The organism is Terrabacter sp. Soil811 (assembly GCF_001429655.1).
Lineage (GTDB): Bacteria > Actinomycetota > Actinomycetes > Actinomycetales > Dermatophilaceae > Terrabacter.
This window is the reverse complement of sequence record NZ_LMSX01000001.1, coordinates 842,687-867,795: the sequence shown is the minus strand read 5'-3', so window position 1 is coordinate 867,795 and position 25,109 is coordinate 842,687. Positions and strand designations below refer to the sequence as shown.

20 protein-coding genes, 1 tRNA gene and 1 riboswitch are annotated in these 25,109 nt (G+C 70.1%); of the genes, 14 read left to right on the top strand and 7 right to left on the bottom strand.

From position 1 onward, the window contains the following. Positions 1-116: 116 nt before the first annotated feature. The 4 genes from cysS (at position 117) to ASH01_RS03990 (ending at position 4,243) form a co-directional block, all read left to right on the top strand. Entirely contained in the window at positions 117-1,622 is a 1,506-nt protein-coding gene (cysS, locus tag ASH01_RS04005) for a cysteine--tRNA ligase (RefSeq protein WP_056771603.1), read from the top strand. 1 nt (position 1,623) lies between these two features. Continuing rightward, complete coding sequence (rlmB, locus tag ASH01_RS04000; RefSeq protein ID WP_056771598.1) at positions 1,624-2,595, top strand: 23S rRNA (guanosine(2251)-2'-O)-methyltransferase RlmB; 972 nt, start codon at positions 1,624-1,626, stop codon at positions 2,593-2,595. Between the two features lie 249 nt (positions 2,596-2,844). Further along, positions 2,845-3,696 (top strand): DUF929 family protein, encoded by an 852-nt coding sequence (locus ASH01_RS03995; protein ID WP_056771595.1) that lies wholly within the window; start codon positions 2,845-2,847, stop codon positions 3,694-3,696. A gap of 28 nt (positions 3,697-3,724) precedes the next feature. Further along, a complete protein-coding gene (locus tag ASH01_RS03990) occupies positions 3,725-4,243 on the top strand; it encodes a vitamin K epoxide reductase family protein (RefSeq protein ID WP_235509518.1) in 519 nt (172 codons plus the stop codon). A 60-nt stretch (positions 4,244-4,303) separates the two neighbouring features. On the opposite strand, the gene ASH01_RS03985 is transcribed toward ASH01_RS03990, so the two are convergent. The 3 genes from ASH01_RS03985 to ASH01_RS03975 form a co-directional block, all read right to left on the bottom strand. Beyond that, positions 4,304-5,548, bottom strand: coding sequence for a DUF4032 domain-containing protein (locus ASH01_RS03985; RefSeq protein ID WP_056771589.1), 1,245 nt, complete (start codon positions 5,546-5,548; stop codon positions 4,304-4,306). Then, a complete protein-coding gene (locus ASH01_RS03980; RefSeq protein WP_056771587.1) occupies positions 5,545-6,204 on the bottom strand; it encodes a Pr6Pr family membrane protein in 660 nt (219 codons plus the stop codon). Before ASH01_RS03980 ends, ASH01_RS03985 begins: the two co-directional genes overlap by 4 nt. A 127-nt stretch (positions 6,205-6,331) precedes the next feature. After that, positions 6,332-7,435 (bottom strand): ABC transporter ATP-binding protein, encoded by a 1,104-nt coding sequence (locus ASH01_RS03975; protein WP_028785824.1) that lies wholly within the window; start codon positions 7,433-7,435, stop codon positions 6,332-6,334. A gap of 269 nt (positions 7,436-7,704) precedes the next feature. Here ASH01_RS03975 and ASH01_RS03970 point away from each other — a divergent pair, with 269 nt between their 5' ends. The 5 genes from ASH01_RS03970 to ASH01_RS03950 all read left to right on the top strand — a co-directional run bounded on the left by ASH01_RS03970 (position 7,705) and on the right by ASH01_RS03950 (position 14,564). Beyond that, on the top strand, positions 7,705-9,027 hold the full coding sequence (locus tag ASH01_RS03970) for a sugar ABC transporter substrate-binding protein (RefSeq protein ID WP_056771585.1): 1,323 nt from the start codon (positions 7,705-7,707) through the stop codon (positions 9,025-9,027). A gap of 150 nt (positions 9,028-9,177) precedes the next feature. Beyond that, entirely contained in the window at positions 9,178-10,722 is a 1,545-nt protein-coding gene (locus ASH01_RS03965) for an ABC transporter permease subunit (protein ID WP_056771581.1), read from the top strand. Then, entirely contained in the window at positions 10,722-11,666 is a 945-nt protein-coding gene (locus ASH01_RS03960; protein ID WP_056771578.1) for a sugar ABC transporter permease, read from the top strand. The genes ASH01_RS03965 and ASH01_RS03960 overlap by 1 nt, the downstream gene beginning before the upstream one ends. Further along, positions 11,663-13,549, top strand: coding sequence for a glycoside hydrolase family 13 protein (locus ASH01_RS03955; RefSeq protein ID WP_082619376.1), 1,887 nt, complete (start codon positions 11,663-11,665; stop codon positions 13,547-13,549). The genes ASH01_RS03960 and ASH01_RS03955 overlap by 4 nt, the downstream gene beginning before the upstream one ends. Position 13,550: 1 nt before the next feature. Then, positions 13,551-14,564 carry a LacI family DNA-binding transcriptional regulator gene (locus ASH01_RS03950; protein WP_020145689.1) on the top strand — a complete coding sequence of 338 codons (1,014 nt, stop codon included), beginning with the start codon at positions 13,551-13,553 and terminating at the stop codon, positions 14,562-14,564. A 168-nt stretch (positions 14,565-14,732) separates the two neighbouring features. Here ASH01_RS03950 and otsB read toward each other — a convergent pair whose 3' ends face one another. After that, positions 14,733-15,536, bottom strand: a complete 804-nt coding sequence (otsB, locus tag ASH01_RS03945; protein WP_056771575.1) for a trehalose-phosphatase — start codon at positions 15,534-15,536, stop codon at positions 14,733-14,735. Then, positions 15,533-17,095: an alpha,alpha-trehalose-phosphate synthase (UDP-forming) gene (locus tag ASH01_RS03940; protein ID WP_056771572.1), complete on the bottom strand. Its 1,563-nt coding sequence runs from the start codon at positions 17,093-17,095 to the stop codon at positions 15,533-15,535. The genes otsB and ASH01_RS03940 overlap by 4 nt, the downstream gene beginning before the upstream one ends. 204 nt (positions 17,096-17,299) lie before the next feature. On the opposite strand from ASH01_RS03940, the gene ASH01_RS03935 reads away from it, so the two are divergent. The 5 genes from ASH01_RS03935 to ASH01_RS03915 all read left to right on the top strand — a co-directional run bounded on the left by ASH01_RS03935 (position 17,300) and on the right by ASH01_RS03915 (position 21,730). Continuing rightward, a complete protein-coding gene (locus tag ASH01_RS03935) occupies positions 17,300-17,731 on the top strand; it encodes a CBS domain-containing protein (protein ID WP_056771570.1) in 432 nt (143 codons plus the stop codon). Between the two features lie 99 nt (positions 17,732-17,830). After that, positions 17,831-19,723 (top strand): serine/threonine-protein kinase, encoded by a 1,893-nt coding sequence (locus ASH01_RS03930; protein WP_056771567.1) that lies wholly within the window; start codon positions 17,831-17,833, stop codon positions 19,721-19,723. A 320-nt stretch (positions 19,724-20,043) separates the two neighbouring features. Then, positions 20,044-20,231, top strand: a riboswitch (cyclic di-AMP (ydaO/yuaA leader). Between the two features lie 3 nt (positions 20,232-20,234). Then, a complete protein-coding gene (locus ASH01_RS03925) occupies positions 20,235-20,885 on the top strand; it encodes a LysM peptidoglycan-binding domain-containing protein (protein WP_056771563.1) in 651 nt (216 codons plus the stop codon). A 161-nt stretch (positions 20,886-21,046) separates the two neighbouring features. Then, positions 21,047-21,122, top strand: a tRNA-Thr gene (locus ASH01_RS03920). A gap of 161 nt (positions 21,123-21,283) precedes the next feature. Next, positions 21,284-21,730, top strand: coding sequence for a DUF6325 family protein (locus tag ASH01_RS03915; RefSeq protein WP_056771560.1), 447 nt, complete (start codon positions 21,284-21,286; stop codon positions 21,728-21,730). Positions 21,731-21,917: 187 nt separating this feature from the next. On the opposite strand, the gene ASH01_RS03910 is transcribed toward ASH01_RS03915, so the two are convergent. Together ASH01_RS03910 and ASH01_RS03905 are read right to left on the bottom strand one after the other, a co-directional pair. Continuing rightward, a complete protein-coding gene (locus tag ASH01_RS03910) occupies positions 21,918-22,625 on the bottom strand; it encodes a hypothetical protein (protein WP_056771558.1) in 708 nt (235 codons plus the stop codon). Between the two features lie 72 nt (positions 22,626-22,697). After that, a complete protein-coding gene (locus ASH01_RS03905; RefSeq protein WP_056771556.1) occupies positions 22,698-25,055 on the bottom strand; it encodes an arylsulfatase in 2,358 nt (785 codons plus the stop codon). Positions 25,056-25,109 lie beyond the last annotated feature (54 nt).

Sequence of the window (25,109 nt, the reverse complement as noted above, 5' to 3'; positions counted from 1 at the left end):
GTAGCCGCGGGGCGCCGGCGAGGTCGCGATCGTGGGCCGGCCGGGCCGGCCGGACGGCATACGTGCTCGTACGTGCGTGGTCGGGTGCGCGGCGACGCGCCGATAGACTTCGGCGGGTGAGCCTACGACTGTTCGACACCGCGACCCGGGAGCTGCGCGACTTCACGCCGCGCGAGGCGGGCAAGGTCGGCATGTACATCTGTGGCCTCACGACGCAGGGTGCGCCGCACATCGGGCACATCCGGTTCGCCGTCGCGTTCGACGTGCTGCGCCGCTGGCTCGAGGTCGGTCACGGCTACGACGTCACGCTCGTGCGCAACGTCACCGACATCGACGACAAGGTCCTGCGCAGGGCCGCCGACGCCGGTGAGGACTGGTTCGCCCTGACCTACCGCAACGAGCGCCTCACCTCGCAGGCGCTCGACGCGCTCGGCGTCGAGCCGGCCACCTACGAGCCGCGGGCGACCGGTCACGTCCCCGACATGGTGACCCTCATGGAGACGCTCATCCAGAAGGGCCACGCGTATGCCGCCCCCGACGGCAGCGGCGACGTGTACTTCGACGTGCGCTCGTGGCCCGAGTACGGCTCGCTGACGGGCCAGTCGCTCGACGACATGGTGGGCGCCGACGACGCCGACCCCCGCGGCAAGCGCGACCCGCGGGACTTCGCGCTCTGGAAGGGCCACAAGTCCGACGAGCCCGAGAGCGCGTCGTGGCCGACGCCCTTCGGCGCCGGTCGTCCGGGCTGGCACCTCGAGTGCTCGGCCATGGCCCGACGCTGGCTCGGCGACGAGTTCGACATCCACGGCGGTGGCATCGACCTGCGCTTCCCGCACCACGAGAACGAGCAGGCGCAGTCGCGCGCGGCCGGGCTCGGCTTCGCCCGCTACTGGCTCCACAACGCGTGGGTCACGGTCAAGGGCCAGAAGATGGGCAAGTCCCTCGGCAACGCCCTCGAGGTGCGTCACCTGCTCGAGCAGACGCGGCCGATCGTGCTGCGCTACTACCTCACGGCCGCGCACTACCGCTCGATGATCGAGTACCACCCCGGCTCCCTCGAGGAGGCCGCGGCCGCCGTCGAGCGCATCGAGGGCTTCCTCGAACGCGCGGCACGACGCGGCACGATCGTGCCCCTGGTGGCCGCCGCGCTCCCGGCCGCCTTCGTCGCCTCGATGGACGACGACCTCGGCGTCAGCGGGGCGCTCGCCGTCGTGCACGACACGGTGCGCGCCGGCAACAGCGCCCTCGACGAGGACGACGACGAGGCGGCCCTCGAGGCGGCGGCCGCCGTCGTCGCCATGACCGAGGTGCTCGGCATCAACCCGCTCGCTGCGCACTGGGGCTCCGGCGGCAGCCGCGAGGACGCCGCCTCGGAGCTGGCCCTCGACGCCCTCGTGCGGGCCCAGCTCGACGCCCGCCAGGTCGCCCGCCAGGAGCGCGACTTCGAGCGGGCCGACGAGATCCGCGACACGCTCACGGCGGTCGGCATCGAGATCACCGACACCCCGTCCGGCGCCCAGTGGTCGCTCGCCCGCCCGGCGCGCGGCGACGCCGAGACCGCCACCGACACCACCACCGACCACCCCACCGCGGCCCCCCGGGCCGAGAAGGCACAGGGCTGACATGCCAGGCAACTCCCAGCGGCGCGGCGCCATCCGCAAGAACAGCAAGGGCGCGACCGTGGGCTCCGGCGGCCAGCGCCGCCGCGGACTCGAGGGCAAGGGCCCCACGCCCAAGGCCTCCGAGCGCGAGTACCACCCCGCCCACAAGCGCGCCAAGGCGGCGGCGAAGCGGTCCGGCTCCGGTGCCCCCGGACCGGGCGGACGCGGCCAGGCCCGCTCGAAGAGCCGCAGCAAGGCCTCGAGCGAGATGGTCTACGGCCGCAACTCCGTCGTCGAGGCGCTGCGAGCCGACGTGCCGGTGGCGACGATGTACATCGCCACCCGCATCGACACCGACGACCGCGTGCGCGAGGCGCTCAAGATCGCGACCGAGCGTGGCCTCGCGATCCTCGAGACGCCGCGCGGCGAGCTCGACCGCCTCACCGACGGCGGCGTGCACCAGGGCATGGCGCTGCAGGTGCCGCCCTACGAGTACGCCCACCCGAACGACCTCATCGACCCCGAGATGCCCGGCATCCCGCTCGTCGTGGCGCTCGACGGCATCACCGACCCGCGCAACCTCGGCGCCATCGTGCGCTCCGTGGCGGCCTTCGGCGGCCACGGCGTCGTCGTGCCCGAGCGTCGCTCGGTCGGGATGACCGCGTCGGCGTGGAAGACCTCGGCCGGTGCTGCGGCCCGCATCCCCGTGGCGCGCGCGAGCAACCTGACCCGCGCCCTCGAGGAGTTCAAGAAGGCCGGCTTCTTCATCCTCGGCCTCGACATGGACGGCGATGTCGAGCTGCCCGACCTCTCCCTCGCGACGGAGCCGCTCGTCATCGTGACCGGGTCGGAGGGCAAGGGCCTCTCGCGCCTCGTCCGCGAGACGTGCGACCAGATCGTGTCGATCCCGATGAGCTCTGCCGTCGAGTCGCTCAACGCCGGCCTCGCCACGGGCGTCACGCTCTACGAGATCGCCCGCCAGCGCCGCCGCTGACTCTCGCCGCTGACCCCGGCCGGCCGGCCGGTGGCCGGCGGGGTCAGCGGCCCAGGTCACGATCCGGCCACTGGCGACCGTCCGGCATACGCTCAGGGAACTCCGACGGCCCGCCCGACGCTGGTCAGGTGGTGCTCGATAGAGTGCTGTCGACCTCCACTACGCCCTGTAGTACGCCGTGACGTGCCGCTGAGGGCGCGCAACCGAGCGCTGCGGCACCGCAGCGGGACCGACCGAAGGACAAGATTCGTGGCGAAGAGCAACCGTGCCGAGACGGCCGCCAGGGCAGCGCAGCTGCGCGCCGAGGCCGCCCGCAAGGACCGTCAGCGCACGCAGGTCATTGCCGCGTCGGTCGCGGTGGTCGTCATCGTGATCGCCGTCGTCCTGGGGATCGTCATCTCCAACCGGCCCAAGGATGCCCCCGCGGCCAGCGGCGGGGCGGCCGCGCTCGCCACCCTCGAGAAGCTGCCCGCCTCCCTCTTCGACCAGGCTCCGGCGCCGACGCCGGAGCAGGCCCCCGCCAAGCTCCAGGGCGGCACGGCGCTGACCCAGGACGGCAAGCCGAAGGTGCTCTACATCGGCGCCGAGTACTGCCCGTTCTGCGCGATGGAGCGCTGGGCGCTCATCGGGGCGCTGTCCCGTTTCGGCACGTTCACCGGTGTCACCGAGACGACGAGCTCGAGCGACGACGTCCACCCGAACACCCCGACGTTCTCCTTCAAGGACGCGAAGTACACCAGCGACGTCGTCGCGTTCGAGGCCGTCGAGACCCAGGATCGCAACAAGCAGCCGCTGCAGACCCTGGACGGCGAGAACCTCGCGCTCTTCCAGAAGTTCAACCCCGGTGGCGGCATCCCGTGGATCACCTACGGCGGCACCCACGCCACCGACGGCGCGACGGTCGACGCCAACGCCTTCGAGGGCAAGACCTACGACCAGATCATCGCCGGCATCCAGGACCCGACGTCCGACATCGGCAAGACCGTGACGCCGGCCATCAACATGATCACCGCCCAGATCTGCGACCAGACCAAGGGCAAGCCCGCCGACGTCTGCACGAGCCAGGGCGTGGCGGCCGCGTCCGTGCTGCTCAAGCGGTGACGTCGGCGTGAGCCCGCAGCGTGACGACGTGACGACGGCCGACGACATCCCGGTCGGTGCCGGGCGAGTCCGACCCGGGTGGCTCGCCCCGGTGTCCGTCGGCCTCGTCGTCGTCGGGCTGATCGTCTCGGTCTACCTGACGTTCGAGCACTTCACCGCCAACGCGACCCTCGCCTGCAGCATCGGCGGCGTCGTCGACTGCGCGAAGGTGACGACGAGCGCGTGGAGCACCTTCATGGGCGTGCCCGTCGCGCTGCTCGGCCTCGTCTTCTTCGTCGTCGCCCTGGGCCTCTGCCTCCCGTCGGTCTGGCGGCGGCCGGAGCCCTGGCTCGACGCCGTCCGCCTCGCCTGGCTCACGATCGGCCTCGGCATGGCGCTCTACCTCGTGTGGGCCGAGCTCTACCGGATCCACGCGATCTGCCTGTGGTGCACGGCCGTCCACGTCGTGACGTTCCTGCTCTGGATCGTCGTCCTCTTCGGCCAGATCCTCTCGGGACCGGCTGACGACCTCGCGATGGGCACCGACGAGGACGCTGTGGCGGGTTGAGGTGTCCCGCCGGGCCGGGCGGCGACGAACCACCTCGATCCAGCCGGACGGCATACGTCCTCAGTCGAAGCGGCTGATGACGGGCATCTCCTCGGTGTCGACGCCGAGCACCGCCTTCTCCTCCGGCTTGGCCGGCAGGACCGTCGCGACGTAGTCGCGCAGCGCGTCCTCGATGGGGGTGTCGTGCCCGGCGCGCTCGCTCATGTACCAGCGGTGCTCGAGCACCTCGTGGAAGATCTCGGCCGGCTCGAGGCGGCCGGTCAGCTCTCGAGGCACGGCACGCGTCACCGGCTCGTAGATCTTGGCGAGCCAGTCGTGCGCGACGATCTCCTCGTCGTCACCCTGGCGGTCGGTCGCGGCGGCGTACGCGTCGAGGTCGTTGAGCAGGCGGCGGGCCTGGTTCTCGCCGACGTCGAGGCCGGTCAGGCGCAACAGGCGGCGGGAGTGGTGGCCCGCGTCGACGACCTTCGGGGTGATGACGATCTCGGTGCCGCCGATGTCGGTCGTCATCGACAGCTCGTCGACGTCGAAGCCGAGCTCGTTGAGGCGCCGGATGCGCTCGTCGACCCGCCAGCGGTCACCGACCTCGAAGCGCTCCGTGCCGGTGAGGGCGTCCCAGAGCGTGTGGTAGCGCTCGATGACCGATGCAGACACCTCGAAGGGGTCGGCGTGCTCCTCGAGGAAGCCCCCGGCCGCGAGGTCCATGAGCTCGCCGGCGATGTTGACCCGGGCGATGTCGAGGTCGTGCTCGCGCTGGCCGTTGGACAGCCGTGCGTGCAGCTCACCGGTCTCGGCGTCGACGAGGTAGGCGGCGAAGGCGCCCGCGTCACGACGGAAGAGCGTGTTGGAGAGCGAGACGTCGCCCCACCAGAAGCCTTCGAGGTGCAGGCGCACGAGCAGGACCGCCAGCGCGTCCATGAGACGCACTGCCGTGTCGGGCCGGAGGTTCTGGCTGTAGAGCGCGCGGTAGGGCAGGGAGAACTGCAGGTGGCGCGTGATGAGGCAGGCGTCGAGAGGCTCCCCGTCGGCCGTCGTGCGACCGTGGACGACACCGAACGGCTCGACCGACGGCACGTCGAGGCGACGCAGGTTGCGCAGCATGGCGTACTCGCGGTCGGCGATGTCGTCCTTGATCTCCTTGACGGCGAGGACGCGCGGCCCGAGCTTGACGAAGCGCACGACGTGTCGCGAGATGCCACGGGGCAGCGCGGCGAGGTGGCTCTCGGGCCACTCCTCCAGCGGTGTCGACCACGGCAGGTCGAGCAGGGCGGACTCGGGCCTGGCGGTGGTGATCTCGAGCGTCACGCGTTCATCGTGGCACGGTCGCGCGACAGGCGTCGATCAGCCCAGAGCGCAAGGGCGGCCAGCGCCAGGAAGAGGGCGGCGATGAGGGCGCAGTTGAGCAGGGTTCGGCCCAGGCCGATGGAGCCGACGTTGAGGAAGGGGTAGGGGTACCAGTCGACCAGCGGTCCGAGGGCGAGGGTGGCCACGAGCCAGAGGACCGGCCAGATGAGCGAGGGCAGCAGGTCCTCGCGCGTGACCTTGCCGCGCGGGCCGAAGACGGCCCACCCGACGAAGGTGAGGACCGGCACGACGATGTGGAGGAGCCGGTCGCAGACGAGAGAGCCCGTCGTGTAGTTCGGCGACGGGGGGAGTGCGATGGCCGCGACGATCCCGGTCACCGTGATCCCGACCAGCGACGCGAGGCGGACGACCCGGAAGACCTGCGACTCGATGCGTCCGCGCACGATGAGGAACGTCGAGACCGCGACGAGGAAGTTCGCCTGGATCGTGAAGTAGGAGAAGAAGCGCCGCACCTGCTCGGGCCGGGTGGTCGTCACCGCGCTCGAGTCGAGGATGTTGTCGCCCGTCGCCACGAGGTAGAGCTGGAAGGCGAGCGCGAAGACCGCGACGACGAGCGTCGCGACGTGCCAGTACCGCCCGATCGTCGACTTGGTCACACGCGGAGCCTAGGGCTTGCCGAGGTGCCGGTGCCGGATGTTGTCCAGCGTTGCGCCACAACGGCGCCGGGCCGGCACCCAGGAAGGGTGCCGGCCCAGCGGCGTGATGTGGTGGTACGCGAGTGGCTCAGTCGCCGACGCGCAGCCCCGACTCGGCGTTGAAGACGTGCACGTGGCCGGACTTGGGCTTGAGGTAGATCTTGTCGCCCTTCTCCGGGGGGCGGCGACCGTCGACGCGGGCGATGAACGGCACGGCGCCGGCGTTCTCGCCGGTGGCCTCGAGCAGCTTCTGCTCGGTGGAGCCGTAGATGTAGGCGTCGGCGCCGAGCTCCTCGACGACGTCGACCGTGACGGGGATGCCCGACTGGTCGGACGACAGCTCGAGGTCCTCGGGACGGACACCGAGCGTGACGTTCTTGCCGACGTTGGCGAGGTCCTCACGCGCCACCGGGACCGTGTGGCCGTGCAGGTCGACGCCGCCGTCGGTGACCGGTACCTCCATGAGGTTCATGGCGGGCGAGCCGATGAAGCCGGCGACGAAGACGTTGGCCGGGTGGTCGTACATGCGGCGCGGGCTGTCGCACTGCTGGAGGATGCCGTCCTTGAGCACCGCGACGCGGTCACCCATCGTCATGGCCTCGACCTGGTCGTGCGTGACGTAGACCGTCGTGACGCCGAGGCGGCGCTGGAGCGAGGCGATCTGCGTGCGGGTCTGGACGCGGAGCTTGGCGTCGAGGTTGGACAGCGGCTCGTCCATGAGGAACACCTGGGGGGAGCGCACGATCGCACGACCCATCGCGACGCGCTGGCGCTGGCCACCGGAGAGGGCCTTCGGCTTGCGGTCGAGGTACGGCGTCAGGTCGAGGATCTTGGCGGCCTCCTCGACGCGCTTGCGGATCTCCGCCTTGTCGACGCCGGCGATCTTGAGCGCGAAGCCCATGTTGTCGGCGACCGTCATGTGCGGGTAGAGCGCGTAGTTCTGGAAGACCATCGCGACGTCGCGGTCCTTGGGGGACAGGTTCGTCACGTCGCGGTCACCGATGAGGATGCGTCCGCCGTTGACCTCCTCGAGGCCGGCGAGCATGCGCAGGGAGGTGGACTTGCCACACCCGGAGGGGCCGACCAGGACGAGGAACTCCCCGTCCGCGATCTCGATGTTGAGCTTGTCGACGGAGGGAATCGGGTTCCCGGGGTACTGCCTCGTCGCGTTGTCGAACGTCACTGTTGCCATGGCTTCTTTGCCTTCCTTCACCGGCAGGAACGTGCCGGACGATCCGTTGTAAAGGTGTGCCTGCCCGGGTGAGCAGGCCTCGTCATCATGACCCATGCCCGCCCCGAAGGCCACCCCTGGTCCATCTGCACCCCTCTGACCTGCGGATTCGTGTCGTGTCCAGAACGTTGCAAAAAATTGCAGCAAGCGGGTTCCCGCTGTCTGCAACTTCTTGCTAGATTCCGGGGCACCGGTGGCGGCGTGTGCCACCTGGCTTCAAAGGAGAATCCATGCACAAGCGTGCGCTCGGCGCTGCTGCCGTCACGGGTGTTGCCGCCCTGGCCCTCAGCGCCTGCGGTGGGTCCAGCCCCACCACCCCGTCCGACACCGGCGCCGCCGGCACGAGCAAGGCGGCGACGACCACCGGTGTCCCGGAGACGCCGAGCGGCACCGCTGCTCCCGTCCGTGACGCCAACGTCGACCTCGTCATCTGGACCGACGCCGACCGCTCGAAGGCCGTGCAGAAGTATGCCGACCAGTTCGCCGCCGAGAACGGTGTGACCGTCAAGGTCCAGATCTCGACCGACACCCGCGCCCAGTTCAAGGACGCGACCAAGGTCGGCAAGGGCCCCGACGTCATCGTCGGCGCCCACGACTGGCTCGGCGAGCTCGTCCAGAACTCGACGGTCGCGCCGGTCAACCTCAGCTCCGACGTCGCGGCGAAGTTCCTGCCGAAGGCGATCGAGGCGACGAAGTTCAACGGTCAGTCCTACGGCGTGCCCTACGCCGTCGAGAACATCGGCCTCATGTACAACAAGGACCTCGTCCCGAACCCGCCCAAGACCATGGACGAGCTCGTCGCCACCGGCGAGAAGCTCGTCAAGGAGGGCAAGGCCAAGCAGGTCCTCAGCCAGTTCGTCTCCAAGGTCGGCAACGCGTACTTCGCCTACCCGTACCTCTCGGCCTTCCCCGAGGGCGGCATCTTCGCGATCAAGCCCAACGGCGACTACGACCCGAACAAGGTCATCGTCAACACCCCTGACTCGATCAAGGGTGGCGACGCCCTCGCCGCGCTCGGCAAGAAGAAGGTCCTCTCGACCAACGTCGACGACACGAACCAGGACGCGCTCTTCGACACGAAGGCCGCGCCGTTCATGATCTCCGGTCCGTGGAGCGTCGCCAAGGCGAAGGAAGCCGGCATCAACTACGGCATCGCCCCGCTGCCGAGCCTTACCGGTGGCGGCGCCATGCGTCCGTTCCTCGGTGTCCAGATGTTCTACGTCTCGAGCAAGGCCAAGAACGCCGCTCTCGCGCAGGAGTTCGTCACGAACTACATCCCGCGCAAGGACGTCCAGCTGGCCCTCTTCGAGGTCGGCAAGCGTCCGCCGGCCCTCAAGGAGGCCTACGCCGAGGTCGCCGCGAGCGACCCCGACGTCAAGGCGTGGTACGAGGCCGGCATCGACGGCTCGCCGATGCCGAACATCCCCGCGATGAACTCGGTCTGGGGCCCCTTCGGCCAGGCGACCGCCGACATCATCGCCGGCAAGGCCGGCGCCAAGGAGCGTCTCGACGCTGCTGCCAAGGAGATCACGGCGAACATCGCCAAGGGCTGAGCTCCTTAGTCTGACAAGGGTTTCCGGGGTCCGTCCTGAGGGCGGACCCCGGGATCCCGGCCCGGGCACGGGCCATCGGGGAGCTCCGCGAGGGCTCCCCTTCGTGCACCTACGGCAACGGCGCCGGGTCGGCGCAAAAGGATGTGTCACATGACCAAGCCCATCGCTCTCGCGATCAAGTGGGTTCTCATCGTCGCGACGTTGGCCGGCATCCTGTGGATCGCCACCAAGCTCGCGCAGGCAGGCAACACGACGGCCGTCGTCATCGCGGGACTCGTGGGGATGGGCATCCTCGTGGTCTATGCGACGAGACGTTCGGTCCCGCTCAAGTACCTCGTCCCGGGTCTGATCTTCATGACCCTCTTCCAGCTCTGGCCGGTCATCTACACCGCGAGCCTGTCGACGACGAACTACGGCGACGGACACCTCTACAGCAAGCAGGAGTCGGTCACCGACATCATCGCCCAGTCGGTGCGTGAGGTCCCTGACACGCCCCGCTACAAGATGTCGGTCGCGACCGCCGAGGGCGGAGACCCCACCACCGCAGACCTCGTCCTGCTCCTCACCAAGCCCGACGGCAGCACGTACGTCGGCGACAAGACCGGTCTCAAGCCGCTACCCGCGACCGGTGTCGAGAAGACCCCCATCGGCAAGATCACCAAGGCGCCCGGCTACACCGTCCTCACCGCCAAGCAGGCGAACGCCAGGAGCAAGGACCTGTCGGCCATCGCGGTGCCGACGAGCGACGGGGGTGGCATCAAACCGGTGGGTCTCTCCGAGGCCTTCGAGGGCAAGGCCACGGTCACCTACGACCCGGCCGCCGACAAACTGACCGACACGTCCACGACTCCGGCCACGGTGTACGAGCCCAAGGATGCCCGCTGGGTCAACGTCGCCGACCCCAGCCAGTCCTTCCCGCAGGGTTGGAAGGAGGGCGTCGGCCTCGCGAACTACTCGCGCATCTTCACCGACAGCACGATCCGCAGCGGCTTCCTCGGCATCTTCATCTGGAACATCGCCTTCGCAGTCCTGTCGGTGCTCACGACCTTCCTGCTGGGCATGCTCATCGCACTGCTCTTCAACGACCCGCGCCTGCGCGGCAAGTCCATCTACCGGTCGCTGCTGATCCTTCCCTACGCCCTGCCGTTCTTCGTGACGGCGCTGGTCTGGAAGGGCATGTTCAACCAGGACTACGGCATCATCAACCAGACGCTGGGACTGGACGTCGACTGGCTCGGAACGACGGGCGGAGCCCGTGCCGCAATCCTCATCACGAACCTCTGGCTGGGCTTCCCGTACATGTTCATCGTGTGCACGGGCGCGCTCCAGTCGATCCCGCAGGACGTGCGTGAGGCGGCGACCATCGACGGCGCCAACGCCTTCCGGACACTCCGCTCGATCATCATGCCGTTGCTGCTCGTGGCCGTCGGCCCGCTGCTGCTCGCGTCGTTCGCGTTCAACTTCAACAACTTCGGGCTCATCTACCTGCTCACCAAGGGTGGCCCGTTCAACGGCGCCGACACGAGCATCGGCTCGAGCGACCTGCTCATCACGTACGCGTACCGCCTGGCCTTCTCGGGCAGCGCGCCCAACTACGGCTTCGCGGCCGCGGTGTCCGTGATCATCTTCCTGCTCGTGGCGCTGATGAGCATCCCGGGCTTCCGTCGCACCAAGGCCCTCGAGGAGGTCAACTGATGGCGACCGTCAACGCTCCCGTCCCTGCCGACCCGCGCATGGACACCCGCATCGCGGAGGAGACCGGTGCCAGCACGCCGGCCTCGCCCAAGCGTGGCGGTCTCGGCGGCTCGGTGTGGTGGCGCCACGCCCTGGGCATCCTCGCCCTGATGTGGGCGCTCTTCCCGATCCTCTTCATCTACTCGGCCGCGACGAACCCCAGCGGCACGCTCAACACGGCGAGCCTGTGGCCCTCGGGCTTCTCGACGAAGAACTTCGCCGATCTCTTCACCGACAGCTCGCGCCCGTTCTGGACCTGGTACAAGAACTCGATGATCATCTCGCTCTCGGGGGCGCTGGGCGCGGTCTTCATCGGCGCGTGCGCGGCCTTCGCCTTCTCGCGCCTGCGGTTCAAGGGCCGCCGGGGCGGCATGATGTTCCTGCTGCTGACGACGTTCTTCCCGGCGCTGCTCGCCATCGTCGCGCTGTACATCATCTTCGCGGGCATCGGTGACGTGCTGCCGGCCCTCGGCCTCAACACGGTGGCCGGCCTCACCCTTGCCTACCTCGGTGGGGCGCTCGGGGCCAACGTGTGGCTCCTCAAGGGCTACTTCGACACCGTGCCGCGCGAGCTCGACGAGGCGGCGATCGTCGACGGCGCAAGCCACGTTCGCATCTTCTTCACGATGACGCTGCGCCTGGTCATGCCGATCCTCGTGACGGTCTTCATGCTCGTCTTCGTCGGCCTCTACGGCGAGTTCATGCTGGCGAGCGTGTTCCTCACCGACGTCGACAACCAGACGCTCGGTGTCGGCCTCTACGGCATGACGCTCGGCAACGACGCGAACACCCTCTTCGGGCGGTTCACGGCCGGTGCCCTGCTCGGCTCGATCCCCGTCATGCTGCTCTACCTCGCCTTCCAGCGCCAGCTGGTCGGTGGCCTGACCACGGGATCCGTGAAGTGACGCCTGCCCCGACCCGCCAGCTGACGTGGCTGAGCCAGCCGCACCACGACGGGTCGGGGCGGTACGTCTCCAACCAGGCGCCCCGCCTCGGCGACCGCGTCGACGTGCTCGTGCGCGTCCCGCTCGAGGCCGGGGTCGAGGCCGTCCACGTGCGCACCTCGCCCGACGGCGAGGCGACGTTCACGGTGGCGCGCAAGGTGCGCACCACGGGCGCCGACGACTGGTGGCGTGCCACCCTGACCTGCCACAACCCGGTCACGAACTACCGCTTCCTGCTCACGGCCGGCCCGACGAAGTACGCGTGGCTCAACGGGACCGGCGTCCACGAGCGGGACGTCCCCGACGCGAGCGACTTCCGGCTCGTGGCGCACGCCACCCCGCCGCCCGAGTGGGCACTGGGGTCGGTCGTCTACCAGATCTTCCCCGACCGCTTCGCGCGCTCGAAGGGTGCCGACAAGCACGAGACGCCCGACTGGGCCGTCGCCGCGGCCTGGTCCGACCCGGTCGACCTCAGCCCGAAGGGCGTCGGCCACCAGCTCTACGGCGGCGACCTCGACGGCATCACCGAGCACCTCGACCACCTCGAGTCGCTCGGCGTCGACGTCGTCTACATGACGCCCTTCTTCCCGGCGCGCTCCAACCACCGCTACGACGCGTCGTCGTTCGAGCAGATCGACTCGCTCCTCGGTGGGGCCCCTGCCCTGCGCCGGCTCACCAAGGCAGCCCACGATCGCGGCATGAAGGTGATGGGCGACTTCACGACGAACCACACGGGCAACGCCCACGAGTGGTTCCTCAAGGCGGCCGGTCCGGGCGGGAAGAACACGCCTGAGCGGGACTACTACATCTGGGAGGACGGGACCTACGTCGCCTGGCTCGGCGTCCCGTCCCTGCCGAAGCTCAACCACCTGAACGCCGCCCTGCGCCACCGCATCTTCGAGGACCCCCAGGGGGTCGTACGCAAGTGGCTGGGCCGCTCGGGCGGGCTCGACGGATGGCGCGTCGACGTCGCGAACATGACCGGTCGCTGGCGTGCCACCGACGTCAACCACGACGTCGCCCGACAGATGCGTGACGTCATGGGCCGGGTCGCGCCGGACGCCCTGCTCGTCGGGGAGCACTTCCACGACTACACGCCCGACATGCCCGGCGACGGCTGGCACGGCGTCATGAACTACGCCGGCTTCTGCAAGCCGACGTGGACGTGGCTGCGAGAGGAGCCGAAGGACCCGCGCTTCCTCGGTGCCCCCGTGCCGCTGCCGCTCCTCGAAGCCGGTGCGGTCGTCGAGACGATGCGTGACTTCACGTCACGGATCGCCTGGCAGTCGCTCGTCCATTCTTTCAACCTCGTCGGGTCCCACGACGTGCCGCGGATCCGCACCCTCGTCGGCCCCGACTCCGTCGAGACGGCGGTCGGCCTGCTCATGACCTTCCCGTCGATGCCGATGATGACCTACGGCGACGAGATCGGCATGGAGGGAACCTTCGGCGAGGACGGTCGCCGTCCGATGCCGTGGGACGAGAACGCTTGGGACGCAGACGTGCTCGCGGTCTATCGGGGCCTGATCCAAGCACGCCAGCGCTCGGTCGCGTTGCGACGCGGAGGCCTGCGCTGGGTGCACGCCGAGGGGGATGCCATGGTCTACCTCCGCGAGACGCTCGACGAGGTGGCCCTCGTGCACGTGGCGCGAGCGGCGCACGAGCCCGTCGTCCTCGACCCGCGACACCTCGCGGGCATCGAGTCCGGCACACCGGCATACGGACTCGCTCCGAAGGTCGGCAAGCGTGCTGTCACACTGAGCGCCAGCGGGCCCGGGGTCAGCATCTGGACGTGGCGCCCGACCGACGACGGTCCACGACACGTGCGACGAAGGGGGAGGTGAGATGAAGGCAAGACTGCGTGACATCGCCGATCAGGCGAGCGTGTCGGAGGCCACCGTGTCACGGGTGCTCAACGGCAAGCCCGGGGTGGCCGAGTCGACCCGCCAGGCCGTGCTGACGGCGCTCGACGTCCTCGGCTACGACCGGCCGAGTCGCCTGCGGCGCAAGAGCGCCGGGCTGGTGGGGCTCATCGTCCCCGAGCTGACCAACCCGATCTTCCCCGCGTTCGCGCAGATCATCGAGAACTCCCTCGCGCAGAACGGCTACACCCCGGTGCTGTGCACCCAGGTCGCCGGGGGAGTCCACGAGGACGACTACGTCCAGATGCTCCTCGAGCGCGGCGTCGCCGGCATCATCTTCATCTCCGGCCTGCACGCCGACACGACGACCGACTCGGCCCGCTACGTCGCGCTGCGTGACCGCAACCTGCCGCTCGTGCTCGTCAACGGCTACATCGAGGGGGTCGACGCGCCCTTCATCAGCAACGACGACGTCGCCTCGATGGGGCTCGCGCTCGAGCACCTCGTGAGCCTCGGGCACCGCGAGATCGGCCTCGCGGTCGGACCCGACCGCTACGTGCCGGTCATCCGCAAGATCGCCGGGTTCCGCCACTCGATGCAGGAGCTGACGGGTCGCTCCGACGTCGACGACCTCATCGAGCGCTCGCTGTTCAGCGTCGAGGGCGGCGCGACCGCGGCCGGCCGCCTCCTCGACCGCGGCGCCACGGCCGTCGTGTGCGGCTCGGACCTCATGGCGCTCGGTGCGATCCGCGAGGCTCGCAAGCGCGGTCTCAACGTGCCGCGCGACTTCTCGGTCGTCGGCTACGACGACTCGACGCTCATCGCCTTCACCGACCCGCCCCTGACGACGGTTCGCCAGAGCGTCAACGCGATGAGTGCTGCGACCGTGCGCGCCCTGCTCGACGAGATCGCCGGGCAGCCTTCTCCCCGAGCGGAGTACGTTTTCCGCCCCGAGCTCGTGGTCCGCGGGTCGACCGGCGCCGTCCGACGCCACTGAGGGGCGTCACCCGACGCCAGCGGACGGCATACCTGCCCTGACCGCCGGCCACCCGACGAACCCCGCCCCGGCGGAGTTGTGACGGTAGATCAGCGGCGAGGGCCGCCACACGTCCGCCCGGGTGGGGTTGCGGTGGCGGGCGTATGCCGGGTGGCCCGGTCGCGTCGGTCAGGTCGGGGTGTGGGCGGCGGAGCTGAGCTGCTCGAGACGCGTCAGCAGTGCGGCCACCGCCTGCTCGTCGTCGACGCGATAGCGGGCGGCCGTGGAGCCGGTGCCGACCTTGACCGTGATGTCCTCGGGTCGACGCATCCGCATGAACGCGTCCTCATCAGTGACGTCGTCGCCGAGGTAGACGCGTGCGACGGCGCCGACGTGGCGGCCGAGGGCAGTGACCGCGGATCCCTTGTCCGCGTGGGAGACCGACAGCTCGAGCACCGACTTGCCCTTGAGCACCTTGACACCGGGGTGGTCGAGGGCGACCCGCCGGGCGTCGGCGATCGCGGCGTCGCCGGTCTCGCGCGGGATGCCCCGGACGTGGACGACGACGGCGGCCGACTTGTACTCGATGCCGGCCTCGGGGTGGTGCTCCTTGACGAGGGCCTCGATGTCGGTGCGCAGCTCGGCGAGCGTCACCTCGTCGTCGGGGGTGACCGCGGCCGCCTCCATGGCCTCGCGCACGGCCGGGCTCGACGACTCGGCGCCGTGGCTGCCGATGAGGACGATCGGCTCGTCCTCGGTGATGCCGGTGAGCTCACGCAGCGTGCCGAGGTCGCGGCCCGAGACGACGGCGACGTGCACGCCGGGCAGGCTCGCGAGCGACCGGAGCGTCTCGACGGTGCCCTCGACGGGAGAGGCCTGCATCGGGTCGGCGTCGAACGGCGCGAGCACCCCGTCGAAGTCGGTCGCGACGAGCAGGACGTCCGCGGAGGCCGCGGCCTCGAGGGCCTCGGTGGGCGGTGCGCCGGTGCTCACGACCGCGTCCCGTCCGTCGCGCTGTGGGATTCGTCGCGGGAGTCGCTGCCCGAACTGTCGGACGACGTGCCGGACGACTCGCTGGGCGCCGGCATGAGCGGTGTCTCCTCAGCGTGCGGTGTGGGCCGCGGGCGCGACTCGGCCCCCGGCATCTCGGGCGCCGCGGCGAGCGCGGCGAGGTAGCGAGCCGCCCAGCGCTGGACGTCGTGGTCGGACACGCGGCGGCGCAGCGCCTTCATGATCCGCTGCTTGTCCTTGGCCGGGGTGTTGATGGCGCGCAGGATCGTCTGCTTGAGCCCCTCGATGTCGTGCGGGTTGCACGCGAAGGCCTGGTGCAGCTCGTGCCACGCGCCGGTGAACTCCGACAGCACGAGGGCGCCCCCGAGGTCATGGCGGCACGTGACGTACTCCTTGGCGACGAGGTTCATGCCGTCTCGGAGCGGGGTGACGAGCATGACGTCGGCGGCCTGGAAGAGGGCCGCCATCTCCTCGCGCGGGTAGGAGTGGTGCAGGTAGTGGACGGCCGGGGCGCCGATCTTGCCGAGCTCGCCGTTGATGCGGCCGACGGTCTGCTCGATCTCGTTCTTGAGGTTGCGGTAGGCGTCGACGCGCTCGCGGCTCGGGGTCGCGACCTGCACGAGCGTGACGTCGGGCGGCCCGATGCGACGCTCGCTCAGCAGCTCCTCGTAGGCCTTGAGCCGGTGCCGGATGCCCTTGGTGTAGTCGAGCCGGTCGACGCCGAGCATGAGGACCTTGGGGTTGCCGAGGCTCTCGCGGATCTCGCGGGCGCGCTCCATGACGTCGGGGCGCTTCGCCAGCTCCTCGAGTCCCTGGAAGTCGACGGAGATCGGGATGGCCGCCGCCCGGACCTGGCGGTGGGCGCCCTCGACGGTGACGCGGTCGCGCTTGGTCTGGGCGCCGAGCAGCTGGCGGCAGGCGCGCACGAAGTTGCGGGCGTCGGCCTGGCGCTGGAAGCCGAGGAAGTCGGCCCCGAGCAGGCCCTCGAGCAGCTGGGCCCGCCACGGCAGCTGGGCGAAGAGCTCGACGGGCGGGAAGGGGATGTGGTTGAACCACCCGATGCGCACGTCGGGTCGCAGCTGGCGCACGAGGGCCGGGACGAGCTGGAGCTGGTAGTCCTGCACCCACACGGTGGCTCCCTCGGCCGCGACCTCGGCAACGGCCTCGGCGAAGCGTCGGTTGACCGTCTGGTAGCTCGACCACCACTCGCGGTGGAAGGTCGCGGGCACGATGACATCGTGGTAGATCGGCCACAGGGTGTCGTTGGAGAAGCCCTCGTAGTAGTCCCGGACCTCGTCGGTCGACAGCGGCACGGGGTGCAGGTGGATGCCGTCCTCGTCGAACGGCTCGGGTGCCTCACCGGCGTCTCCGGCCCAGCCGACCCAGGCGCCGGGCTGCGTGCGCATCACCGACTCCATCGCGGTGACGAGGCCGCCGGGGCTGCGTCGCCACTCGACCTCGCCGTCGTCGGTGATGACCTTGTCGACGGGCAGGCGGTTCGCGGCGATGACGAGGTCGTAGGTCGGCCGAGGGGTCGACACGCAATCAGCTCCTGCTGCTCGAGGGGAGGGCACGGCCCTCGACGTACCCAGACCCGGGGGGAGGGGCGCCGCGGGGCGCGATCGGTCTCACTCTAACGAGCGAACGGTGGCGCCCGGTGCGGTCCCGCTCTAGGGTCGAGACAGGGCATCTCTGGTGGAGCGGGTGGCCGCCTGAGGGCATCGCGCCGAGGTGAAGGAGTCGCCGTGAAGATTTCTGACGTGCTGCGCAAGAAGGGCAGCGAGGTCATCACCATCAAGCCCGACGAGACGGTCGCAGGCCTGCTCGGCCTGCTGGCCGAGCACCGCATCGGCGCGGTCGTGGTGAGCACGGACGGCTCGAGCGTCGACGGGATCGTCAGCGAGCGCGACATCGTCCGGCACCTCCACAGCACCGGCACGAGCGTGCTCGAGGCGCCGGTGTCGCAGATCATGACGAGCGAGGTCACCACCGGTTCGGCCGACGATAACATCGCCGACCTCGCGGGGACGATGACGGAGATGCGGGTGCGCCACGTGCCGATCGTCGACGCCGACGGCAGGCTCGCCGCCATCGTCAGCATCGGCGACATCGTCAAGCACCGGCTCTCCGAGCTCCAGTCCGAGCGCGACCAGCTGCGCGACTACATCAGCAGCTGACGCTCCGGAGAAACCGGACAGAACCGACGAACGAGGACACTCCGAGGCTCGCTGCCGCAGGGTTCCTGCCGTGGCGCCCCCGTCGCATACCGTAGGGGTATGACTGCGTACGACCGGACCGAGCGGGTGCCCAACCCGCGGCCCGGCGCGCGCACCGGTGGCGTGCCCGTGGCAGCGCGCCCCGGCGGGCCGGGGTCCCCGCAGCGGATCGGCCCGTACCGCCTCATCGAGGAGATCGGCGAGGGCGGCATGGGCGTGGTCCACCTCGCCCTCGACCCGCGCGGCCGTGCCGTCGCGATCAAGGTCCTGCGCGCCCACGTCGCGCACGACGCCGACGCCCGGCAGCGCCTGTCCCGTGAGGTCGACACCCTCTCGCGCATCCGCGACGCGCGGGTCGCGAGCGTCATCGACGCCGACGTCATGGCGCCCCGCCCGTACATCGTGACCCGCTACGTGCCCGGCCCGGCCCTCGACGAGGTCGTCGAGGACCACGGCCCGCTGGCCCCGGCGGACCTGCTCCGCCTGGCCCGCGGGATCGCCGAGGCGATCCGCGCCATCCACGCGTGCGGGGTCGTCCACCGCGACATCAAGCCGGGCAACGTCCTCATCGAGGACGGCGACCCGGTCCTCATCGACTTCGGCATCGCGCACCTGCAGGACGACGTGCGCCACACCGTCGGCGGGCTGGTCATGGGCACGCCCGGCTACCTCTCGCCCGAGCTCGTCGAGGGTGCCGCCATCACGGACGCCACCGACTGGTGGGGCTGGGCCGCCACGATCACGTATGCCGCGTCGGGCCGTCCGCCGTTCGGCCGCGCCCGCATGGACGCCGTGCTCACCCGCGTCCGTGCCGGTGACGTCGACCTCGAGGGCGTCGACCCGCGCCTCGTGCCGCTGCTGCGCGCGTCCCTCTCTCCCGACCCGCGGCTTCGCCCCCACGCCGACGAGGTCATCGCGGCGCTCGAGCTCTACGCCGCCGGCCGCGCGGCGACCGTGCCGACGCCGAGCGGCAACCCGTGGGACGACGGCCGCGTCAGCGCGACCCCCGGAGACACCCAGGTCGTGCAGCACGGCAGCACCGCCGTCATGCCGCCCGTCGGCACAGCAGGCACAGCAGGCACGGCAGGCACGGCAGGCGCCGTGGGCGCTGGTGCGGCCGCGGGGAACCCGGTGCGGTGGGCCCCGCCCCCGACCGGTCCACGGTCGCCCGATCCCGGCCCGGCGGCATACGACCACGGCTGGGACGACGAGCCCACGTCGCCGGACGACTGGGGTGGCGCCCAGGCCTACGATGCCCGACACGGGCGCGGCGGCCAGGACGTCGAACCGGCTCCGCAGGACGGCTACTGGCCCGACGACGAGTGGGACGAGGACGACGAGCCCGCCCAGCGCGAGGGCGACCCGCGCATCGGACTGCCGATGCGCACCGGCCTGCTCGCCGCCGTCGCGATCGCCTGGGTCGGTGCCCTCATGGCGTGGCCGGGCATCGCCCTCGTCGTGCTCGTCGTCCTGTCGGCGCTCGCCCGGGCCACCGATCGCTCGGTGACGGCGCTCGTGCTGCGCCGCTACGACTTCGGCCGCCGGCGCAGCGACGTGCCCTTCGCCGTCGTGTCGAGCCCGTGGCACCTCGTCGTCGGCATCATCGCAACGGGGGTCGGGCTGCTCCTGCCCGTGGCGGTGGCGCTCGCCGGCGTCTTCGCGGCCGCCCTGCTCCTCGCCGGCACGCAGGGGACCGACCTCGGCCCGGGCACACCGATCACGCTCGCGATCGGCGGTGTCCTCGGCCTGCTCATGCTGTGGTGGGGCCCCGGCGGCGCCTCGCTGCGACGCGGTTCGCGCTCGATGGCGCGGCTCCTCGTGCCGGCCGGCCTGGCCGCGCAGATCGTCTCCGGGCTGCTCGCCGTCTTCGGCGTCGCGGCTGCGCTCGTGGCCCTGCAGCACGGGTCGAGCCTCACGTGGGACCCGTTCACGACGAACCCTTTCGGGAAGTGACGGCTCGGCGCACGAGACGGTGAGCGTGCGGGGCGGGGCCTGTGGGGCGTCCGGGCGGCCTCTGTGCGGGGCCTGTGTGCATAGCGCATCGACCTGCATCTGGGGCTGAAAAAAAGATCACGGAAGTGTCTCGACGTGCCTTGTGCGCTGCGGAAACCTCCCGTACCGTCAGTGCTCGGCGGCCTCGACTTTCGGGTCGAACGGGAGCAGCACCACTCGGCTCCCGGGTCGCTTCGTCGCGTCCGGCTCCACACGAACGCTCCCACAACTTCACATGGACACCCATTTATCCGTTCCCTGAGCGCGCCGAGCCTCGCCAGCCAGGGATGTAGCCCACACCCGTGGGCCGGGCGAGGACGGGGGACCCAGTGTGGCCAGTGAGTGCATGTGTGTCGAAGCGCATGTCAAGAGGACGAGATCTGGTCTCGGGGTGAAGTCGCATCCGCGACGGGGCACCTGACGCCCCAACCCGACAGCTAACCCCGCAGGCGCGCGTCAGGAAGGATCACCCATGCAGTACATGTCCAAGCATGCTGCGGCCAAGAAGATCTCGGCCAAGCAGCGCATCGCGGGAGTCGGAATCGCTGGAGCCGCCACCATCGTCGGTGGGATCGCCACGGGCGGGTCGGCCAAGGCCGCCTCGGTCTGGGATCGCGTCGCCCAGTGCGAGTCGAGCGGCAACTGGCACATCAACACCGGCAACGGCTACTACGGCGGCCTCCAGTTCGTGCAGAGCACGTGGCGTGGCTACGGCGGCACGGCCTTCGCGTCGCGCGCCGACCTCGCCACGCGGGCCGAGCAGATCGCCATCGCGCAGCGCGTCCTCGCCTCCCAGGGCCCCGGCGCCTGGCCGGTGTGCTCGCAGCGGGCCGGCCTGACGCGGGCCAACGGTGGCGCGACGACGAACCCGGTCTCGCGGTCGACCGTCCGCAAGCCCGTGACGACGAAGAAGGTCGTCAAGAAGAAGACGTACGCGACGAAGCCCACGGTCAAGAACACCGCCAAGGGCGCGAAGGTCACCGTGCACAGCGGCGACACCCTCGGCAAGATCGCCGCGCGCTACCACGTGGCCGGCGGCTGGAAGGCCCTCTGGAAGGCCAACGGCGCCCGGGTCACCAACCCGAACCTCATCTTCGTGGGTCAGACTCTGCGACTCCCGTGAGTTCCTGATACAACTGAGCCGGACGGCCTCGCGCGACCAACCCCTGGGTTTGCGCGGGGCCGTCCTTCTCATGTCCGGCGTCGGCTCGCGCCCGGTGTTTGGGCGTATGCCGTCCCGCTCGGTTACGCTTTCGCCCGTCCGCGGCGCTCGCGCCGAGACGTGCTGGCGTGGCGCAATTGGTAGCGCACCTGTCTTGTAAACAGGCGGTTAGGGGTTCGAGTCCCCTCGCCAGCTCCACCGTGACGTGCGAGTCCGGCTGACGGGCCCGCATCTGCGTGCCCACGGCGAGAGGCTCATCCCCGGCGGATGACGCGGGACGGACGAGCGGCTCCTAGCGTTGGGATCGGTCCCCCATCGGACGCACCGATCCATCGGACGCACCTCAAGGAGAAGATGACATGACTCTCAACGTCGACGAGCTCGGTCCGGTGGACTGGATCGTCGTGGAGTTCGAGGGCAGCACCCTCAACGGCAAGATCGCCCCGATCCTCAAGGACTACGTGGATCGCGAGCTCATCCGGGTCCTGGACCTGCTGTTCTTCAAGAAGGCGGAGGACGGCAGCTTCGAGGCCTTCGAGGCGACCGACCTGGAGGACTCGGAGATCGGCGAGCTCCGTGCGTACGAGACCGAGCTGGCCATGCTGCTCAGCGAGCAGGACGTCGCCGACCTGGCCGACACCATCGAGCCCGGCAGCTCAGCGGCCGTCCTGGTCTGGGAGAACCTGTGGGCGGCTCCCTTCGGCGCGGCGGTGCGTCACGCCGGCGGCCAGCTCGTGGCCAGCGGGCGCATCCCGATCCAGGCCGTCATCGCCGCCATCGAGTCCGACGAAGAGGAAGGAGCCTGACATGCCACTCGCAGCCAGGCGCAGGAGAAGGACAGTGGCCGCCGTCGGCGGCGCCGTCGTCGTCGCGCACGGGATTCACCGGCGCGGTGAACGCCGTGAGGACCGGCGCGACGATCGCCGCGATCGCCGCTGACGCGTGACTCGGGCCGTGGGGCCCGCTCAGGGCTCCACGGCTCCTTGCGCTGCCCTACGCCGTCGCCGGCTCCGGTCGGAACGACGTGACCAGCAGGTGCAGGCTGAGGAGCAGGACCCACAACGGGAAGAGCAGGACGGCCCAGACCGTCCGCGGTGGTGCAAGGAGCAGGACCAGCGCGACGACGAACCCCACGGCCACGAGCCAGCGAGGCACGATCCCGGTGCGACGGCCGAGGTTCGTGACGACCATCGTGAAGACCGCTGCCATGCGGATGCCGAACGTCGTCAGGAGGGCCGTGCTGACCGCCCCCACCTGCCGGACGTACTCCGGCGAGACGCTGTCGGGCCCGTCGTAGAGGGCGAGCAGGGCTCCGACGTCTGCAGATGCGGCGAAGAGCATGGCGACGAAGAGCAGCCCCGACCCGAGGAAGGCTGTCGCGAACAGCTTGTCCTCGCGGTGCCCGAGACGGGAACGGATCACCCCGATGAACCACAGGAAGGCGATGCCCGCGTACGGGGTGAGCTGCATCGCCAGCGTGACCCTGCCGCGGCGCTCCGCATCGGTGATCCACGTCGAGCGGCCGCCGGTGCCCGGGAGCGCCAGGTACATGAGGATGACGACCGCCCCCAGGAGCACGGCGAAGGCGATCCCGGCGATGGCCGCCGCCCGCGGTGTGCGGATCTCGTCGAGCACCCGCCCCCGTGGTGCGAGGTCGGCCGGTGACTCGGCCCGACCACGGTCGTCCTCATGCATGCTCATGCTCCAGCCGTGGGCCCGTGCGGCCTTCGTCGGGACCGATCGTGTGACGACCCTGCGGGGGTCGGTGGCGGTTCACTCACGCATCAACATGCCCTGCGCTTCACGTTCCAGGTCGACGTAGGGCTCGCCGCTCACGTCGACGGCGACGCGCCTGATGGTGCCTCCCGTGAACCGGTACGGGCGCTCGCCGGGGTAGTCCTGCGTGACCGGGTCGCCCATGTCGCGGCCCACCGCCAGTCCCTCCCCGGCGATCATGTAGCTGCCGGGCTGGAGCTTGATCTGGCCTTCTCCGACCAGGGTGTCGCCGTGGTAGAGCGACAGGGTGCCGGTGGCGACGGGGGTCTGCTCCGTGCCGTCCTTGACGAACGACGCCGACAGGATGAGGTTCTCGCCGGTGGGCAGGTCCTCGGTCGCGACGACCTTCTGCTCGAACAGGCCCACGAAGCTGTTGACGTAGTGCAGCCGGTTGTCCTTGACGTAGAGGCTGTGTCCGCCGAACCGCGACCCCTGGGCGAAGAGCACGCCCTGGGCGCCCGGCTCGGGGATGTCGACCAGCGCGCCGATGACGAATGACCGGCCGCGCACCACGACGGCCTGGGCCTCGGGCACCTCGGCGTGGTTGGGGTAGTAGACGTACCGGTCGCGCGGGGCCGACAGCTGGGGCCGGGGGGACACGAGGATCTCCAGCGCCGAACGGTCATCGAGGGGGAACCCCTCGTTGGCGCCGGCCTGGGCGTACCAGAGGTTGACCATCTCACGGAGCTTGTCGGGCTGCTCCGCCGCCAGGTTGTGCAGCTCGGAGCGGTCGACCTCGACGTGGTAGAGCTCCCACTCGTCGTCGTTGAAGTGCGACCAACCGCTGATCGTCGGGTGCGTGGTGATGGCCTTCCAGCCGTCGTGCCAGATGCCCCGCGAGCCCAGCATCGAGTAGAACTGCGTCTGCCGCCGCCCGGGGGCCTCGGGGTCGTCGAAGCTGTAGCGCATGCTGACGCCGTCGAAGTGGCTCTGCGTGTGGCCCTTGATGGTCTCCGGGGCCTCGATGCCGAGGGCGTCGAGGACGGTGGGCACCAGGTCGATGGCGTGGTGGTACTGCTCCCGGATCTCACCCTTGGAGGTCATGCCGGCCGGCCACGAGATGACGCACGGGTCGGAGGTGCCTCCGTTGAACTCGTAGCGCTTCCACATCTTGAAGGGCGTGTTGAACGCCATCGCCCACCCGTTCGGGTAGTGGTTGTACGTCTTGGGCCCGCCCAGCTCGTCGAGCATGGCGAGGTTGACGTCGATGTCGTCGGGGATGCCGTTCATGAACAACATCTCGTTGACCGACCCGTCCGGGCCGCCCTCACCACTCGCACCGTTGTCCGAGACGAGGATGACCATGGTGTTCTCCCGCTGGCCCGTCTCCTCGAGGTAGTCGAGCAACCGACCGATCTGGGCGTCGGCATGGGACAGGAAACCGGCGTACACCTCCGCCATCCGGGCGAAGAGGCGCCGCTCCTGCTCGGACAGCGAGTCCCACGGCCGCGTGGTGTCGACGGCCGAGAACGGCTGGCCGTCCGGGCCGGTGCGCGTCTCCGGCGTGCCGATCGGGTTCATCGGTGGGAGCTCGGTGTTCGCCGGGACGATGCCCATCTCGACCTGACGGGCCAGGGTGGCCTCACGCATCGCCTCGTAGCCCGCGTCGAAGCGCCCGGCGTACTTCTCGATCCACGCCTTGGGCGCGTGGTGCGGCGCGTGCGCGGCACCCGGTGCGTAGTAGAGGAAGAAGGGCTTGTCCGGCGCGACGGCCTTGGCGTCCATGATGAACTCGATGGCCTTGTCGGTGATGTCCTCACCGAAGTGGTATCCCTCCTCGGGCGATCTCGGCTGGTCGACCGGGTGGTTGTCGTAGGTGATCTCCGGGTACCACTGGCTGGTCTCGGCCCCGAGGAACCCGTACCAGCGCTCGAAGCCGCGCCCGGTCGGCCAGTTGCGACGCGTCGAGGCGAGGTTCATCTCGACCGTGGGGCACAGGTGCCACTTGCCGACCATGTAGGTGTTCCAGCCCCGCTCGCCGAGGATCTCCGGAAGCATCCCGTTCTCGGGCGGGATGGTGCCGCTGGCGTTGGCGAAGCCACTGGCCCCTTCCGTGATGCACGCCATGGAGTTCCGGGTGTGGTTGCGTCCGGTGAGCAGGCACGACCGGGTGGGCGAGCACAGGGCCGTCGTGTGCCACTGGGTGTAGCGCACCCCGTCACCGGCGATCTTGTCGATGTTCGGGGTCTCGATGGGGCCGCCGTAGCAGCTCATGGCGGAGAACCCGACATCGTCGAGCACGATGTACACGACGTTGGGCGACCCTTCGGGTGCCTTCGGCGGGGCGAACGGGGCCCAGTCCTCCACCGAGTCCCTGATGTCGACGTTGACCACACCACGAAACGGTTGCGCCATGTCATGACTCCTTGCTCGCGACTGCTCACGATCGTCGGCGCTCGCGGATCCGAC

Bases quoted from the DNA above. Each gene is read 5' to 3' on its own strand.
- ASH01_RS03910 (WP_056771558.1), bottom strand. From the start codon at position 22,625: ATGAGCATGCATGAGGACGACCGTGGTCGGGCCGAGTCACCGGCCGAC.
- ASH01_RS03960 (WP_056771578.1), top strand. From the start codon at position 10,722: ATGGCGACCGTCAACGCTCCCGTCCCTGCCGACCCGCGCATGGACACC.
- ASH01_RS03970 (WP_056771585.1), top strand. From the start codon at position 7,705: ATGCACAAGCGTGCGCTCGGCGCTGCTGCCGTCACGGGTGTTGCCGCC.
- ASH01_RS03975 (WP_028785824.1), bottom strand. From the start codon at position 7,435: ATGGCAACAGTGACGTTCGACAACGCGACGAGGCAGTACCCCGGGAAC.
- ASH01_RS03905 (WP_056771556.1), bottom strand. From the start codon at position 25,055: ATGGCGCAACCGTTTCGTGGTGTGGTCAACGTCGACATCAGGGACTCG.
- ASH01_RS03965 (WP_056771581.1), top strand. From the start codon at position 9,178: ATGACCAAGCCCATCGCTCTCGCGATCAAGTGGGTTCTCATCGTCGCG.
- ASH01_RS03915 (WP_056771560.1), top strand. From the start codon at position 21,284: ATGACTCTCAACGTCGACGAGCTCGGTCCGGTGGACTGGATCGTCGTG.
- ASH01_RS03930 (WP_056771567.1), top strand. From the start codon at position 17,831: ATGACTGCGTACGACCGGACCGAGCGGGTGCCCAACCCGCGGCCCGGC.
- ASH01_RS03950 (WP_020145689.1), top strand. From the start codon at position 13,551: ATGAAGGCAAGACTGCGTGACATCGCCGATCAGGCGAGCGTGTCGGAG.
- ASH01_RS03925 (WP_056771563.1), top strand. From the start codon at position 20,235: ATGCAGTACATGTCCAAGCATGCTGCGGCCAAGAAGATCTCGGCCAAG.
- rlmB (WP_056771598.1), top strand. From the start codon at position 1,624: ATGCCAGGCAACTCCCAGCGGCGCGGCGCCATCCGCAAGAACAGCAAG.